16 protein-coding genes and 1 tRNA gene are annotated in these 16442 nt (G+C 49.6%); 10 read left to right on the top strand and 7 right to left on the bottom strand.

Going from position 1 to position 16442, the window contains the following annotated elements:
• Positions 1-64: 64 nt before the first annotated feature.
• On the bottom strand, positions 65-1426 hold the full coding sequence (locus ABWO75_RS02515; RefSeq protein ID WP_353182220.1) for a sulfatase family protein: 1362 nt from the start codon (positions 1424-1426) through the stop codon (positions 65-67).
• Positions 1427-1646: 220 nt separating this feature from the next.
• On the opposite strand from ABWO75_RS02515, the gene typA reads away from it, so the two are divergent.
• The 9 genes from typA to ABWO75_RS02470 all read left to right on the top strand — a co-directional run bounded on the left by typA (position 1647) and on the right by ABWO75_RS02470 (position 9861).
• The gene (typA, locus tag ABWO75_RS02510) at positions 1647-3452 is read left to right on the top strand and encodes a translational GTPase TypA (protein ID WP_353182218.1); all 1806 of its coding nucleotides are present in this window, start codon (positions 1647-1649) and stop codon (positions 3450-3452) included.
• 297 nt (positions 3453-3749) lie between these two features.
• Complete coding sequence (locus ABWO75_RS02505; RefSeq protein WP_353182216.1) at positions 3750-4163, top strand: 6-pyruvoyl trahydropterin synthase family protein; 414 nt, start codon at positions 3750-3752, stop codon at positions 4161-4163.
• A gap of 27 nt (positions 4164-4190) precedes the next feature.
• Positions 4191-4823 carry a GTP cyclohydrolase I FolE gene (gene folE / locus ABWO75_RS02500; protein ID WP_353182214.1) on the top strand — a complete coding sequence of 211 codons (633 nt, stop codon included), beginning with the start codon at positions 4191-4193 and terminating at the stop codon, positions 4821-4823.
• Between the two features lie 42 nt (positions 4824-4865).
• On the top strand, positions 4866-5501 hold the full coding sequence (locus tag ABWO75_RS02495; protein ID WP_353182212.1) for an O-methyltransferase: 636 nt from the start codon (positions 4866-4868) through the stop codon (positions 5499-5501).
• A 21-nt stretch (positions 5502-5522) separates the two neighbouring features.
• Positions 5523-6206, top strand: a complete 684-nt coding sequence (locus tag ABWO75_RS02490; RefSeq protein ID WP_353182210.1) for a glucosaminidase domain and LysM peptidoglycan-binding domain-containing protein — start codon at positions 5523-5525, stop codon at positions 6204-6206.
• 6 nt (positions 6207-6212) lie between these two features.
• Positions 6213-7055: a glucosaminidase domain-containing protein gene (locus ABWO75_RS02485; RefSeq protein ID WP_353182208.1), complete on the top strand. Its 843-nt coding sequence runs from the start codon at positions 6213-6215 to the stop codon at positions 7053-7055.
• A gap of 89 nt (positions 7056-7144) precedes the next feature.
• On the top strand, positions 7145-7891 hold the full coding sequence (locus ABWO75_RS02480) for a hypothetical protein (protein WP_353182206.1): 747 nt from the start codon (positions 7145-7147) through the stop codon (positions 7889-7891).
• A gap of 97 nt (positions 7892-7988) precedes the next feature.
• The gene (locus ABWO75_RS02475) at positions 7989-8972 is read left to right on the top strand and encodes a DUF3078 domain-containing protein (RefSeq protein WP_257658556.1); all 984 of its coding nucleotides are present in this window, start codon (positions 7989-7991) and stop codon (positions 8970-8972) included.
• A gap of 7 nt (positions 8973-8979) precedes the next feature.
• Positions 8980-9861, top strand: coding sequence for an N-acetylmuramoyl-L-alanine amidase (locus tag ABWO75_RS02470; protein WP_353182203.1), 882 nt, complete (start codon positions 8980-8982; stop codon positions 9859-9861).
• Positions 9862-9880: 19 nt separating this feature from the next.
• Here the strand turns inward: ABWO75_RS02470 and ABWO75_RS02465 are convergent, their stop codons facing one another.
• The 6 genes from ABWO75_RS02465 to ABWO75_RS02440 all read right to left on the bottom strand — a co-directional run bounded on the left by ABWO75_RS02465 (position 9881) and on the right by ABWO75_RS02440 (position 16129).
• A complete protein-coding gene (locus ABWO75_RS02465; RefSeq protein WP_353182201.1) occupies positions 9881-11587 on the bottom strand; it encodes a sodium:solute symporter family protein in 1707 nt (568 codons plus the stop codon).
• Positions 11588-11692: 105 nt separating this feature from the next.
• Positions 11693-11896, bottom strand: a complete 204-nt coding sequence (locus tag ABWO75_RS02460) for a hypothetical protein (RefSeq protein ID WP_257658553.1) — start codon at positions 11894-11896, stop codon at positions 11693-11695.
• A 3-nt stretch (positions 11897-11899) separates the two neighbouring features.
• Positions 11900-14383, bottom strand: coding sequence for a PIG-L family deacetylase (locus ABWO75_RS02455; protein ID WP_353182199.1), 2484 nt, complete (start codon positions 14381-14383; stop codon positions 11900-11902).
• Positions 14384-14774: 391 nt separating this feature from the next.
• The gene (locus ABWO75_RS02450) at positions 14775-15035 is read right to left on the bottom strand and encodes a DUF6952 family protein (RefSeq protein ID WP_353182197.1); all 261 of its coding nucleotides are present in this window, start codon (positions 15033-15035) and stop codon (positions 14775-14777) included.
• The gene (locus ABWO75_RS02445) at positions 15016-15333 is read right to left on the bottom strand and encodes a thioredoxin family protein (RefSeq protein ID WP_353182195.1); all 318 of its coding nucleotides are present in this window, start codon (positions 15331-15333) and stop codon (positions 15016-15018) included. Before ABWO75_RS02445 ends, ABWO75_RS02450 begins: the two co-directional genes overlap by 20 nt.
• Positions 15334-15478: 145 nt before the next feature.
• The gene (locus tag ABWO75_RS02440; RefSeq protein ID WP_257658549.1) at positions 15479-16129 is read right to left on the bottom strand and encodes a peroxiredoxin; all 651 of its coding nucleotides are present in this window, start codon (positions 16127-16129) and stop codon (positions 15479-15481) included.
• Positions 16130-16327: 198 nt separating this feature from the next.
• Between ABWO75_RS02440 and ABWO75_RS02435 the strand changes: the two genes are divergently transcribed.
• Positions 16328-16402 (top strand) — tRNA-Arg (locus ABWO75_RS02435).
• Positions 16403-16442: the final 40 nt, after the last annotated feature.

Genomic DNA, 16442 nt, shown 5'->3' with positions numbered 1-16442 from the left:
GAAACAAAATGTTTGTGGAACACGAGGTATGCGCGAGTTTGTATCGGCGAACGGTGCCACAAGGTTAACCACCAGCCGGGACATAAACTGAAACACGGAGATTTGCAGCGGTTTTTTCCATTTTCTGCCGTAGTCGCTGTACGATTTCCGGTTCGGATGCGGCGCGGTTGTGCCGCTCTGCCGGATCTTCCTGCAGGTTGTAGAGTTCGGGCCCTGTATCGCCGAGTCTTAGCTTCCAGGCGCCTTCACGGAAAGCCTGCAGCGTTTCATCGTCCCCCAGAAAGTAAGGGTATTCCTTGCGGGGGCTCGCCGCGGACCGGCCGGTTAAAAAAGGCAATAGGTCACAGCCATCCAGCCGCTCGTTGCCGACATCCACGGCGGCGACCTGTAAGAGCGTCCGATAAATATCCAGGCTGGCCACTAACTGGTCGGTTACTTGGCCGGGCGCAATCGTCCCCGGCCAGCGGATGATGGCCGGTACCCGGCTGCCTCCTTCATAGGTTGTGGCCTTTGAACCGCGCAGCGGACCGGGCGAACCCGCATGCCACACTTCAATGCCGTTTTGCTTCATGCGGTTCGGAAGATTTAGCCACGGACCATTGTCTGAGGCAAAGAACACAAGCGTGTTGCCGGCTATTCCCTGGTCTTCCAGTGTTTTAATAATCTGCCCAACGCTCCAGTCCAGCTCTTCAATGACATCGCCATATAAGCCTGCATTGGACCTGCCGCGGAATTGACTGGCAGTTTGCAGTGGGAGATGCGGCATGTTATAGGCGAGGTAAAGAAAAAAAGGCTGTTTACCACGGGCGTGTGCCGTGATATAGCGAATAGACTCAGCGGTATACCGCTGTGTCAATGTTGTCTGCTCGATGGGATGCTCAACGACCTCGAGGTTTCTATACAATACCAGTGGCTCGTCTGTCTGCACCCAGGGCCGCATGTAGTCATTCGAATACGGAAGCCCAAACCAATAGTCGAACCCCTGATTGGGAGGCAAAAACCGGTCTTCTTTGTAACCGAGATGCCATTTGCCAAGCATAGCCGTTTGGTAATTCGCTTTTTTCAGTCCCTCCGCCAGCGTCAGCACGCTATCTGGAATTCCCCCGGTGCCGTCCGCGCCGGTATGCCCCCCGAAATTGATACGGTTCATATACCTTCCGGTGATGAGCTGTGTCCTTGAGGGTACGCACCAGTTTCCCGTGACGAAAGAGGTAAACCGCATCCCGTCCTCGGCGAGTTTATCGATGTTGGGTGTTCTTATTGTGGGATGGCCGTATGACCCAAGGTCGCCGTATCCCATGTCGTCGGCGAACAACACAATAATATTCGGAGGCGCGGTAGCCGTGTGGGGCTTCACTGATTGTGCGGCACCGTATTTTGGTACACCCGCAACGAAAAATACCATCAAAACGAGGAGTGATTGCACGTTTTTATGGAAAATAAAGCAGTATGGCGGATACATCTTCATGGTTATCATAATTGCAAGGCAGGGGACAAAGTAGTTAATTTTTACGTAAAAAGGCAAAACCGCTGCAAGTCAATGCATCGGGCAGAAAAAAATGTCTCCAATAACGGCAAGATGAAAAAAATCTCACATATTTTTGTTACCTTTGCGCCCTCAAATTTTATAAAATCAACTTCGTTGAATGCAGAAAATCAGAAATATAGCGATTATCGCTCACGTAGACCACGGTAAAACGACACTGGTCGATAAAATCCTACACTTCACCAATCTTTTCCGGGATAATGAACAAACCGGGGAATTGATTTTGGACAACAATGATTTGGAGCGAGAACGCGGGATTACCATTGTATCGAAAAATGTAGCCGTAAAATATAAGGATGTAAAGATTAACATCATCGATACACCGGGCCACGCCGACTTTGGCGGCGAAGTGGAGCGGGTACTCAAAATGGCGGACGGGGTTATCTTATTGGTGGATGCCTTTGAGGGTCCGATGCCCCAGACACGGTTTGTTACCCAGAAGGCACTTGGCCTGGGCCTTAAGCCCATTGTGGTCGTTAATAAAGTAGATAAGGAAAACTGCCGGCCCGACGAAGTTTACGAGGCGGTGTTTGAACTGTTTTTCAATCTTGATGCAACCGAGGAGCAACTGGATTTTCCGGTGCTTTACGGCTCGTCCAAACAGGGATGGATGTCGACCGACTGGAAACAGCCGAGCGCCGATTTTACGCCGCTGCTGGATGCAATCTTGGAACACATCCCCGCAGCACCATATGCGGCAGGTACGTTGCAGATGCAGGTTACGTCATTGGACTACTCTTCCTTTGTGGGCCGGATAGCCATCGGCCGGGTGGCGCGCGGTGAAATCAGGGAAAATCAGCCGGTATCGCTGGTAAAACGTGATGGCAAGACCGTTAAATCGCGGGTCAAGGAACTACATACCTTCGAAGGGCTGGGCCGTGTAAAAGTACAGGAAGTAAAGGCTGGGGATATCTGTGCGGTAGTTGGTATTGAGGGCTTTGATATCGGCGATACCATTGCCGATTTTGAAAATCCGGAGCAGCTGGAGGTGATCAAAATTGACGAACCTACGATGAATATGCTCTTCACCATCAATAATTCACCGTTTTTCGGAAAAGAAGGCAAGTTTGTGACATCCAGGCACCTGCATGACCGGTTATATAAGGAAATGGAGAAAAACCTAGCGTTGCGGGTGGTGCCGACCGACTCTCCGGATTCATTTCTGGTTTATGGGCGTGGTATTCTTCACCTGTCGGTGCTGATCGAAACCATGCGCCGCGAAGGATATGAATTACAGGTCGGACAGCCGCAGGTCATTGTTAAAGAGATAGACGGCGTAAAGTGCGAGCCAATTGAAACATTGGTTGTGGATGTCCCCGCAGAAGTATCGGGCAAGGTCATTGAGCTGGTTACCCAACGGAAGGGCGAGCTGCTGATTATGGAAACCAAAGGGGATATGCAACACCTGGAGTTTGATATCCCTTCGCGGGGTATTATCGGCCTGCGTAACAACGTGCTGACCGCCACGGCTGGTGAGGCAGTGATGGCACACCGTTTTAAAGCATATGAACCTTGGAAAGGCCCGATTCCCGGACGGTTGGCTGGTGTGCTGGTGTCGATGGAAAAGGGACAGACAACGGCCTACTCGATTGACAAACTACAGGACCGGGGTCGGTTTTTCGTTGAGCCCGGTGTTGACGTTTACGAAGGGCAGATCGTGGGTGAGCATATCCGGGATAATGACCTGGTCGTAAACCTTGTAAAAGGCAAGCAGCTTACGAATATGCGAGCTTCCGGCAGCGACGATAATACACGCATCGCACCGGCGATAAAATTTTCACTGGAGGAATCGATGGAATACATTCAGGCCGATGAGTATATTGAGGTAACCCCGAAAAGCATCCGGCTGCGCAAAATTTACCTTACGGAAAACGAGCGCAAGGTGAATGCCAAGAAGTTCCAATAAAAATTCTTTGTCACAGGCAATGCCTGCCCGGTGTGCTGTGGAGCCCCGCTGCGCGACTCAGGTTCGGGCGCTGAGACGGCCCGGAAGCTATTCCCGGGGCAAGCTGGTTGGGCTTTAATCCCTAAAGCCCAACCAGCCTGTGTTTGCTCCACCTAGTGCGCTACCGGCTTTATCCGCAACCATTCCAATACGGTAAAAAGCGTCCGCCGGCAGTCGAACGCAAAAACGCGCTTTGTGCATCGCAAACTTGGCGGAAAGGGGGGCAAATCTCAAATCTAACCGCTATCTTTGCAGCCTATGATGTATATTACACGGCGCGAACGGTTTAATGCAGCGCACAAGCTGTATCGGGAAGAATGGACACTGGAACAGAACGAGGCCATCTTCGGTAAATGTTCCAATCCAAACTGGCACGGGCACAATTACGAACTTTTTGTGACGGTGAAGGGGCATGTGGACCCCAAAACGGGGTTTGTGATCGACCTGAAAGAGCTGAAGCGGATCATCATGACCTATGTAATTGATAAGGTAGACCACCGAAATATCAACTTGGATGTGGATTTTATGCGGGGCAAGATCGCATCGACAGAAGTGCTTGCCGAGGAGATTTTCAATCAGCTGAGGCCACATATTGAAGCATACCAGGTTAAATTACATTCCATCCGATTGCATGAGACGGAAAACAATTACGTGGAATATTTCGGGGAATAGCCTATCCGAAAAATAAATAATACAACTATGGACAATGATTTTCCGCTACGTGAGGAAGAAATTGACGGCTACGTAAAGATCGACCGCTATAATCCGGAAAAAGTAAACCGGATTGCGACGCATTATACTGATATCCTGGAAGCGCTGGGTGAGGACCCAACCCGCAACGGCCTATTGAAAACTCCCGAGCGCGTAGCCAAGGCATTGCAGTTTTTAACCCATGGTTACGATCTGGATGCCGCCAAAATATTAAAAGGTGCCATGTTCGAAGAAGAGTACAGCCAGATGGTGGTTGTAAAGGATATCGAAGTGTTTTCGCTCTGCGAACACCACCTGTTGCCTTTTTTCGGTAAGGCACATATCGCCTACATTCCTAACGGACACATTGTCGGCCTAAGTAAAATTCCACGTGTGGTTGATATTTTCGCCCGCCGGCTCCAAGTCCAGGAACGGCTTACCAATGAAATACGGGATTGCATACAGGACACACTAAAGCCGATCGGCGTAGCGGTCGTTATTGAGTGCAAACACCTTTGTATGGCTATGCGTGGCGTGCAGAAGCAAAACTCGGTAACCACCACTTCGGCATTTACCGGCGAGTTTGCCCGTGAGCGTACGCGAAATGAATTCCTGCGGCTGATTACCGCTTCATTGGATTAAACTTCTTTCAGTTTTCGTCCATCTTCCTTACATTTGTGTCCGATGGATATGTTCGATGACATGTTAACGGGCTATCTGGAAGGTACCTGTGATGCTGAACCCGAATTATTAAAGCGTATTCACAGGGATACCTACCTCAAAGAAACCCGGCCACATATGCTATCGGGGCATTACCAGGGCAGACTGCTGGCGCTGCTGAGTAAGCTGGTTGCTCCAAAGCAGATCCTGGAAGTGGGCACCTTCACCGGATATGCAACGTTATGCCTGGCCGAAGGGCTTGCCGCCGGCGGGGTACTGCATACCATAGACATCAACCCCGAATTGGAAGATCGCGTACGCGGTTATTTTGCAGCGGCTCCCAGCGGAGAATCCATCCATTACCATATCGGCGACGCGGCCACTATTATCCCGGAATTAACGGGGCCTTTTGACCTCGCCTTCATTGATGCCGACAAGAAAAACAACCATTTATATTACGAGCTTGTGCTCGAGAAAAGCCGGAAGGGCAGCCTGATCCTGATCGATAATGTGCTTTGGAAAGGAAAGATCGCGGCCGGCGATTCCGATGTACAGACCCGGCAAATCGCAACACTAAACCAGAAACTTACAGTGGACGAACGTATTGATAAACTGATCCTTCCCATTCGTGATGGTGTTTTTGTGCTGCGGAAAAGGTAAGGATACCAACCCCATTTGGTTATGAAAAAAATAAACAACGTATTGCGCACATGGTGCCTGGTAGGTGGATTGATGGTTATTGGAATCGTACCGGCGGCAGCACAGCAGATTTCGCCTGCAGCCTACATTCAGCAATATAAAGACATGGCTATTAACTCTATGCGGACGCATGGCCTGCCGGCAAGTATTATCCTGGCCATTGCCATGCATGAAAGCGCGTATGGGAATAGCCGGATTGCGCACCATCTCAACAATCATTTTGGCATCAAGGGACCAAATAACAGTAAAGTTATCCGTTCGGCCTATAAAGGATATGATTCCGTAGAAGAATCATATCAGGATTTCATTGATTTTCTCAAAAGACGGGAGAGCACACAGGAACTGTTTGAAGAACATGAATCCCATGAATACCGCGAATGGGTACGGGGTATCGCCCGGTCGGGTTACGCGCAGAGTTCCTCCTGGTCGGCAAAGGTACTGGGCATGATCCAGAAGTATAATCTCGATGCGTTTGACCGGGTGGATGGTGCCGAAGCGGAAAACACGGATACTGATTTACCGTCGGAACCGGAAATATATGTAGTAAAGAAAGGAGATACCCTGTCCGCCATTGCCCGCAGACACGGTACCACCGTTAAAGCCTTACAACTGAACAATGGGCTGTCAACTTCACGGCTACAGATTGGCCAGCAACTTTTTCTGTAAAGTAACATGAAAATCCGGGTTTATCTTTTCCTTCTTCCATTGGCGCTCGCCTCATGCTTGTCTAAACACGAAGTATTGCAGAACCCCCGTGTAATGAAGCCAGGCTCCGGTAGGGGTGGTATCGTAACGCGGGAGATAGACCGGCCCGTTCGGGCATACACGAGCCTGTCGGGATACGATTATATCGAGCAATATAAAGCAATTGCCATTGAAGAGATGAACGAATATGGAATTCCGGCAAGTATCAAGCTTGCGCAGGCACTCCTTGAATCCGGTAATGGCAACAGCATGCTGGCGCGGGAAGCGCATAATCATTTCGGGATTAAATGCACATCGGAATGGTCAGGTAGGAAGGCATATAAAGATGACGACCGGAGAAATGACTGTTTTCGTGTATACGAGCGGGCGGAAGATTCGTTCAGGGACCATTCCCAGTTTTTACTGCGCAGCCGGTATGCTTCGCTTTTTGAGCTCGATAAAGACGACTACAAGGGATGGGCCAGGGGACTGAAAGCCGCAGGTTATGCTACCAATCCCAAATATGCCGATATGCTGATCAGTCTGATTGAGCGTTACGAGCTTTACCGCTATGACCGCCCCGAATCCCAAGTAGCCAAGGTGGCACGCGAAGAAAAAGTCCAGACCGAGATTGTAGAAAAAATACCGGAAGAGCCGCAGGTGGAAGAGGCCAAGCCTCCGGTAGCGATTGAGGTACATGAAGTAAAATCGGGGGATACCCTAGCCGGTATCGCCAGAAAATACGGCATGTCCACCAATGAGCTGATGGACCTGAACGGACTGAAGACCGAATCCCTTTTTATCGGGCAATTGATTCTGGTGTCCCTTTAAGACCCGTGGGGTAACGGGCTAGTCGAACGGAACTGTAAAATGATGTTAATTTTTTCGCCAACTCCAAACTTAACCGTAGTTTTACGACAGTGAAGCATACGTTTAGTTTTTTATGTGTTGGGCTGTGGCTCCTGCTTTTGCCACATTATACGGTGGCCCAGAAAGCTATTCAGGGCATTGTGTTTGACAAACATACCAAGCAGCGCATCGCACAGGTATACATTTATAATACGGCCAATGATGCGGGCGGGTTTAACAATCTACGCGGTGAATTTGATATCCCAGCCAGTCGCGGTGACGTACTCATTGCCGCCGCCAAAGGATATTTCCCAGACACGCTGGCTGTTGGCGACCACGACGTCGTTTTATTTAACATGGAAAGATCCTCAATCTGGATTGATGAAGTGTCTGTTATTGCTCGACGTAGCCCGGAAGAGCAACTGTTGCAAAATAAGCGGGAGTACAGTACGGCTTATTCCAAGGGCAGCGCGGGATCGATTTTTTCCGTTGGTCCTACCGGAAGCGGGCTGAGTATTGACGCCTTGTATAACCTGATCAGCCGCGAAGGAAAGAATGCCCGGCGCCTGCAGGAGATTATTGAGCGCGATTACCGGGAATCGGTTATTAGCTACCGGTTTACGCCGGAGTTAGTGGCCCAGGTAACCGGTTTAGCGGATGAAAAACTAGTTGATTTTATGCAGCAGTACCGCCCGTCATACTATTTTGTGTTGAGTGCAAACGATTACAACCTGGCGTTCTACATCCGTGAATCATTTGTCCGTTACAAGCAGAATCCCGAACTGAATCGCATTCCACGTTTTCCGGCAGGAAATTAAGAGACAGCCGGTTTTATACCCAGCTGATACACACATTTTAGGAACCGCATACCAATAAATCAAAAACAGCACGATATTTGTTAATTTAGTCCCGGATATGAAACACATTTATTTTTCGCTATACTTTTTGCTGGTATGTGGCGTTTCCGTTGCTGGTGCCCAAACGTACAACCTGGATGAATTGCGCCACAAGCCCGATACCAATAGCCTGAAAGTGGAGGTGCCGGTGTTGGCGGTGCGCCCAGTGACGCTCCCGCAGTCGCCATTGGATTTACGGGTAATCTACTGGCGTCACTGGTCTTCTTTTGGAATCAATGTCAACCAGTCTTCTTTCAGTGAGAACTGGAATGCCGGTGGGGTGAACTCTATTTCGGTTGGTGCATTGATCAGTCATAAGTCTGACTATACACGTAACAACACGAATTTTGTTACCGAACTGGCCCTGCAGTATGGTAAGGTGAAGAACCGGGATCAATTTGCACGCAAAAACAACGACCGGATTTTCTGGGATAATAAATTGTCGGTAAAAATTGCCAAGAACTGGTCACTCTATACCGCGTTGACTTTTGAAACCCAGTTTGATGTGGGTTATTCCTACGGGACGTCAAGTGACGGGCGGGATAGCATCACCGGACTCATCTCTAACTTCATGGCACCAGGTTACATCACCGAATCACTCGGTTTGGAGTTTAAACCGGACGAAACCTTTTCGTTGCGGTTTGGTACGGGTACTGCAAGGCAAACGTTTATTATGGACGACAGGCTCCTGCCGATACTGGAACCCCGGTTTGGGGTTGAGCCCGGGAAGCGATTCCGTAATGACCTTGCGTTCCAGCTTACCGCCAACTTGGACCGGGATTTGGGAGAGAACTTCAACCTGAAAAGCCGCTATAACCTGTTTGCCAACTACAACGAACTAAGCGACCCTGCGCACCGTTTGGATGCCACGTTGACCGCACGCGTCACGCGGATTGTAAACGTCACGCTCAACGGCATTATCCTGTACGATAGCCGGATGGATGGCGCGGTGCAAACGAGCCAGACACTGGCGCTCGGTCTGCTGTATAAAATTCCGAAATAGTCTGCCAATGAGTGTGTTTGTTTATAAGCGATATGATTTTGCATTACTCTTGTCTGCATGCCTCGTTTTGGCGGGGTGCAGCACAAACCGTTACGCAAAGACCAATAAACAGTACACGGAACAGGTGAAGGCATTGGCCGCAGAAATCAGCCAGCAGCTACCGCCACCTCTCCCGGCACCGACAGCGACATACGACTCACTCATGGATACCGTGGTGTTCTCACCGCGTATAGCCCGGCGTGAGCAGCCATGGGTAGGAACGATCAATTTTAACCTGCGCAAGCCCAATTATGTGGTCATTCATCACACGGCCCAGGATAGCCTGGAGCAAACCCTGCATACCTTTACTGTGCCGCATACGCAGGTAAGCGCACATTATGTGATCGGACGCGATGGCCAGGTGTATCAATTGCTCAATGACTACCTGCGAGGCTGGCATGCGGGGGCGGGGAAATGGGGAAACGTGACCGATCTCAATTCGGTTTCGCTCGGCATCGAACTGGACAATAACGGGAACGAGCCGTTTCCGGACGCCCAGATCTATAGCCTGCTCCAATTACTGGAAAAGCTTAAAACCACTTATCGTATTCCGGCCGCTAATTTTTTGGCGCACGGCGACATTGCTCCAACCCGTAAAAACGATCCCAGTGTGCTTTTCCCCTGGGAAAAGCTTGCGGAGCGGGGTTTCGGCCTTTGGCCGGATAAGCACTTGGAGGAGCCGCCGGCAAACTTCAATCCCCGTGACGCGCTTCGGATAATCGGCTACGACATCAGCGACCTTAATGCCGCAATAGTAGCCTTTAAACGGCGGTATATCCAACAGGACTTAAGTCCTGAACTGACCCCGCACGATTTGCAGGTTCTGTATAATTTATATCTGAAATATTAAGCCGTACAGCGACGATGTGTTAACGTTGTACCGGTTGCCCTTTGGTGGTAAGTGGAAGCGACTGGAAGAGTAATGCAAACAATACGACACCGGCACAGCCCACCAGGTTTAGCCAAAGAAATGCCATCACGTCTGCCAGCCAGAGGGACACGACGATGAATTCCGTGAGGACAGCTGCACATAAGACCGCTTTGGCCCCTGCCTTTTTGATGTAAAAGGCAACGACAAATATGCCCAGTATGGTGCCGTAAAAAAGGGAGCCGAGAATGTTTACGGCCTCCAACAGGTTACCTAAGCGGCTGGCATAAAGTGCAATGATCACGCAGAACACCCCCCAGACCAATGTAAAAATCCGGGAAGCGGAAAGATAACCCTGCTCACTCCCCTTTTTGCGGACGAAGCGCTTATAAATATCGATAACAGTTGTGGAAGCCAGGGAGTTGATAGCGCTTGCCGTAGCCCCCATCGACGCCATGAAAACAATGGCAATTAAGAGCCCGATCAGTCCCTTGGGAAAGTTTTCGGTGACAAACGAGAGAAAAATATAATTATTATCATTGGTGTCTGCTGCTTGGTCGTTTTTCTGCATAAGGGCGACCAGATCTTCCCTTATGTTTTTCGCCCGCTGGTCTGCGGCATGTAATTGCGTCCGGGCGTCTGCTACGGCCGCATCATCCTCTTGATCAAGCGCTGCGGTAAGTTTGTTGATGTGTGCCTGTTTTTCCTGGAAAACCTGCTGATGTGCAGCTTCCAGTTTGGCTACCTCAGGACCATATTGGCTGTTTTCAATTTTGTTCAGCTCGAACTTATTAAAAAAAATGGGTGGACTGTTATACTGGTAGTAAGCGAATACCAGGATGCCAATAAGCAGAATAGCAAATTGCATAGGCACCTTCAGCAGCCCGTTCATGAGTAGCCCGATCCGGCTATCCCGGATGGACGAGCCCGTGAGGTAGCGGCCAACCTGACTCTGATCTGTCCCAAAATAAGAAAGCTGCAGAAAAAATCCGCCGAGAATCCCGCTCCAGAGGGTGTATTGATTGTTCCAGTCGAAGGAAAGGTCAATCGCATTGGTCTTGCCGGACTTCCCGGCGATATGCAATGCCTTTGCCAGGCCGATATCGCTGGGCAACAAATAGATTACCAGTATCCCTGCGGTAAGCAATCCGCCAAAGATAATGCTCATCTGTAGCAACTGGGTATACGACACTGCTTTTGTCCCACCGTATACGGTATAAAGAATGACCAGCGTGCCGATAAACAGTGTTGTATAGGTTACGTTGATCTGTAGTATGCTCGATAGGATAATCGCCGGTGCGTAGATGGTAATGCCGGTGGATATCCCGCGCTGGACTAAAAATAAGAAAGCGGTGAAGACCCGCGTACGTACGTCAAATCGCTTTTCTAAAAATTCATAGGCCGTAAAAACGCGTAGCCGGTGAAAAATGGGGACAAACGTGATGCTCAGTACAATCATGGCCAACGGCAGGCCAAAATAGAACTGTACGAAACTCATCCCCGAAGTATAGGCCAGCCCCGGGGCCGAAAGGAAGGTAATGGCGCTCGCCTGGGTGGCCATGACCGAAAGGGCGACGTGATACCAGGGAAGTGATTTGTTCCCCAGCAGATAGCCGTCGATATTCCGGATCCCCCTGCTCTTATATACGCCGTATATTACGATCAGGGAGAGGGTACAAAACAGTACTATCCAATCTATATTGCTCATTCAAAATAGACGGTGAATAAGAAAAACAGGAGGATAAGGAAGAGCAGCCAGAACACGATGATCCAGTAGAAGCGCTTCCAGGAGCGGATAAAGGGCGGTAATCCCTTATCGGTCATGTGACCGGCCGTTGAGGAGCACCCTTACGAAAAAGGCGCTGAAAATGAGGCCTATCACGATGCCTATTACTGCACCCAGCACTGTTTCCTGGATGTAACCTCCGGTGATGCCACCGAACAGTATGCCCAATAAATAGAAAGTGCTGTTCACATTTTTCACTTCCACACCGTGATTTTCAAGTTGTTTTTCCATGATTCAATTGCGTTTGGCGAGCAAATTTACAAATAATCTATAAGCGCCCGGCACTCCGACGGGCAATTGCCTGAAAAAAGAGAGCGATGTATAAACAAAGTTACCTTTGCCGTAGGGTGTGACTAACAGGGAGCCGTCGTAGGCCTGTTCTCCGGGGTCGGCCATCCGTAGCGGGCGCTGGTAGCGTTCGTCGCCCTCGCCCACAAAGTAAAGGCCCCGTTCCTGTATCCACCCCTCAAAGTCGGCGGCGGTTATCTCATTCGGAAAATGGAGCACGCGGCTTTCCGGATCCAGGAAGGTTACGGTAGCCGTTTCGTCGGTAACCCGGTTGCGCGTAAGCGAAAACGGATACGGCCCGATGTCGTCCATGGAGAGTCCGCCGGTGGTGTTGTACTGAACAACTAATGTCCCGCCATTTTTAACATATTCCAGTAACCGCGGATGGATATACCGCATCCGGTCATTTACATTATACAACCGGACCCCGGTAACAAGGGCATCGTATTGAGAAAGTTTCTCCGCAGTGATGTTCCGCTCATCCAGCAGATCGACTTCCAATCCAATTTCGCGGAGCGCCTGTGGAACCAGGTCGCCTGCTCCCGGCAGGTAACCAATCCGTTGCGCCGATAAGCCGGTTTCGACTTTACTTAAGCGGGCCGCGGCCGGAGGAAACCAGGTAATCTTGGGAATGTGCGTATAGTCGATTACACGAAATGCCCGCGCTTCCTGCGTGGCGTCGGGGTATTTCAGGTCAACAGAAACCGAATCTGTCAACGTAGCGGTTTTACCGGGGTATATGGTAAACTGGACGGCTTGCTCTTCGTCTGGCTGGGCAAATTGCAGGGAAGTCTGTTCCGGTGTTGCCCGCCAGCCCGTCGGCAGGCGGAGAGACGCGGTGGCCGAAACCGGCCCGCGGGTGTGACCGGTAAATATCACCTGAAGGGTTTTGGATTCATCGCCATTAAACACCAGTGCCCGTTGGCCGATATTGGCCGTTATGCGCGGAGCGATGGCCAAGGGTTCGTAGACCTCACCCCGTACCGGATGGGTATATTTGTAAACGACAGGCCGCTTGAACGCGATTTCTTGGCCGTTAATCCGGAGTACCACCGTCGTGGCGGGCCCATCCGGGTTTTGCGGGTACCCTACGTCTGTCTGACGGTCAATGGCAAAGCGGCCGATTCCGTGGGGGTGGTTAAGCCAATAGGGTTGCGTAAGGGCGTCCGTATGGAAACCCGCAGATACTTCGCGTAGCTCATTATACGGAAGAAGGGTTGTTTTTGATGTTTCGTTTACCTCCCTGTCCCCCGTTGCACGGACATCAACAACTGCTGCCTGAATACCCGGGCGCCGTACAATAAAAGCCGTCCGGACAGGTACCTGTTCGCCACGGGCGAATTTAGGCGCGGCGGCATAACTTTCAAACCATATTCCGCCGCAGGCTAGAATGAGTTGTTTCAACTCTTCGGATTTTACCGCTTTCCAGTGTGCATCGGTAATTTGATTTACCAGCTGGAGCATGGCCAGCAGGTCATCTATTGATTTCTCCGGATGGGTAATGTCAAAATCCGCATTAAGCTTCGCTGCCAATGACTGTATCTTTTTGCCGCCGGCTACCCGGCTCCAGGAAGTCTCCACCCCGTCCAACAGTGTTTGCTGGGGCAAATCACCACCTAGCAATTCAAAGCGCTCTGTGATAACGCCCCGCTGACGGGCAGCGCCGAATCCCTGGCTTTTGTGATTCGTCCGGCTTTCTGCAGCAATTTCACCATACGATTGACCCAGGAGCGGATTGTAATCCCCGATATCCATTTGGAACCCGTCGGATGATGTTGCGCCCTCCCCAAGACTAAAATTGGACGTGTTCCAAAGCAGGCGTTTTGCCTGCCAGACCGATACTTCAGTCAGCTGTTCGGGGAACCGGTTCGGATCTGCTGCGGCGGTAAAGGCTTCGATTGCCAGAATTGCGGATGCCTGGTGCTGCCCATGGCCCGCGCGCTCGTCCGGTGGGAACCGGGTGATAATCACATCAGGCCGAAATTTTCGAATTACCCATACCGCATCTGCAAGAATATTCTCTTTACCCCAGAATTCAAATGTCTCGTCATATGTCTTAGCGAATCCAAAATCATTGGCACGGGAAAAAAACTGCTCACCACCGTCCACCTGACGGGCAGCCAGCAGCTCATTGGTCCGGATCAACCCCAGCTCCTCTCCCTGCTCTGTGCCGATCAGATTCTGACCGCCGTCTCCGCGGGTAAGTGACAGGTAACCCGTGCGATATAGCCGCTCTTTGGCCAACCAAGAGATGAGCCGGGTATTTTCATCGTCCGGATGCGCGGCAAAATATAGCACCGACCCCAGCGTATTCAATTTTTTAAGTGCCAGCTTGATTTCTGCGCCATTCACCGCTGGCTGCGACTGTGCGGTTGCATGATGGAAAATAAAAAAAATGCTGAGGAAGGATAATACCGATCGTATATTCATGGGTTTAAAGATAAGGCATTCCTCCTATATCTCTACACCGCAGGGGATTAATAGGCGTCACTTCACATAAATATTACGTTGGCCGAAAGGCAGATGGGGGCTAAAACAAAAGCCGCCCAGCTATGTCGGGGCGGCTCCTGTAAATTAACAATTAAAAAACATTTAAATCTTAAAACACAGCTTCGGTAATTACCGGCAATTGTCAAACGGAGTAATAAGGCTTAGCCCATTTTTTTAATAAAGCCCCGTTTTAAGAAGTTAACCTTTAACAAGGGTAAATTTACGACAATAAATAATGTACCACGACGTAAAGCAGCTAACAAGTTTTCCACAAAAAAACGATTGTTAACACTTTTTTGTGGAAAGCAGCCGCTGGCCGGATGAGGTTCTGTCAGGATTTATCAATTGATCCGAGCACGCGCTGCATAAAAGAATTGAGCGCTTCTTTCCGGTCCGCACCCGCTTTAATCAGTTTGTCAACCTCAATGGCGCCATACATATTGGAGATCAATTCGCCGATTACATCCAGTTCTTCATCTTTTAATGAAGGCACTTCGGTAAGCGCTTCCAGGGTTTCAATCGTTTCAAGTACATAATCCTGGTCGTTCTGCGCAATGAACTCGACCAAATGCTTAATTACGGGTAGTTTCATTGAATAGATCAATTAATGGATCAAATTTATTTGTTTGTACCTGACCAACCAGTTGGCCGGCTTTAAAAGCAGCAAACGTGGGTAAATTACTGACGTTGGCCAGCTGGCGGGATTGCGGGAATTTCTCCGCGTCAGCAATAACAAAGGCCACGCCCTCATTTTCTGAGGCCAGTTTTTTAAATTTCGGTTTCATAATCCGGCAGTTGCCGCACCATGATGCCGAATATTGTACCATGACAACGTCGTTTTCATTTACAATGTCGGCCAGGTTGTCTTTATCAAGTTCTTGTATCATCATATCTTAATCACTTAGTTTAAATACCGGAGAACGGAAGTTTAGGGTAGCATACAGCACACGCCGTTATGCGTTACAGACGTGTGCTGATGTTAACTAAATAGCGCCGCCCGGATCTCGTTATTAACGATAGGCGTTTGCATGGGGATTAGCTCAGGGAGATCTTGCTGGCGAGGTAGGTGGCTACGCCGTCACGTGTGGCGTGCATGGCCTCTTTGCCCTCTTCCCAATTGGCCGGGCATACCTCTCCGAATTGCTGTACGTGTGCGTAAGCGTCAACCAGACGGATATATTCCTTAACGTTGCGGCCCAGGGGCATATCGTTTACGCTTTCGTGGAATATTTTTCCGTCCTCGTCTATTAAATATGTGGCACGGAAAGTCACATTCGACCCCTCGATCAGCATGGTGTCCAGCTCTTCATCGTATGTTGCTTTCTGGATATCCAGTATGCCCAGGGTGTTAGCCAGATTACGGGTCGTATCGGCCAGTATCGGATAAGTAACGCCCTCGATTCCGCCATTGTCTTTTGCCGTGTTCAGCCAAGCAAAGTGTACCTCATTCGTGTCGCAGGAAGCACCGATAACAATTGTGTTCCGCTTCTCGAATTCCGGCAACGCTTCCTGGAAAGCGTGTAGTTCGGTAGGACAAACGAAGGTGAAGTCTTTGGGGTACCAGAAAAGCAATACCTTTTTGCCTTTATTAACGGCTTCATCCAATATGTTAATCCGTAGGTCATCGCCCATGTGGTCCATGGCGTCAATCGTAATGTTTGGAAACTTTTTACCAACTAAACTCATAAATATCCTTTTTTCTTTTTTGTTGGTGCAAAGATAACCTTTTGTTAAGGGAAAAAGCATCACTTTTCCTTATGGTTCATAGACAAAAACTATTTAATATTTATTTAACATATATTTTGACAATGAGGTTGATTGGCATAATTAATTTCGGGTTATTTTGTTAAAATCGTATTTTTGCCGCAATTGCAGTTTTACCATGGCCCTGTAGTTCAACGGATAGAATAGAAGTTTCCTAAACTTTAGATATGGGTTCGATTCCCGTCGGGGCTACCAGACAGGACAGATGAAATGTATTTTCGTTTGTCCTGTTCTT

Origin of the sequence: Parapedobacter lycopersici (assembly GCF_040395035.1) — a bacterium.
Lineage (GTDB): Bacteria > Bacteroidota > Bacteroidia > Sphingobacteriales > Sphingobacteriaceae > Parapedobacter > Parapedobacter lycopersici_A.
This window is presented reverse-complemented; position numbering and strand designations above follow the sequence as displayed.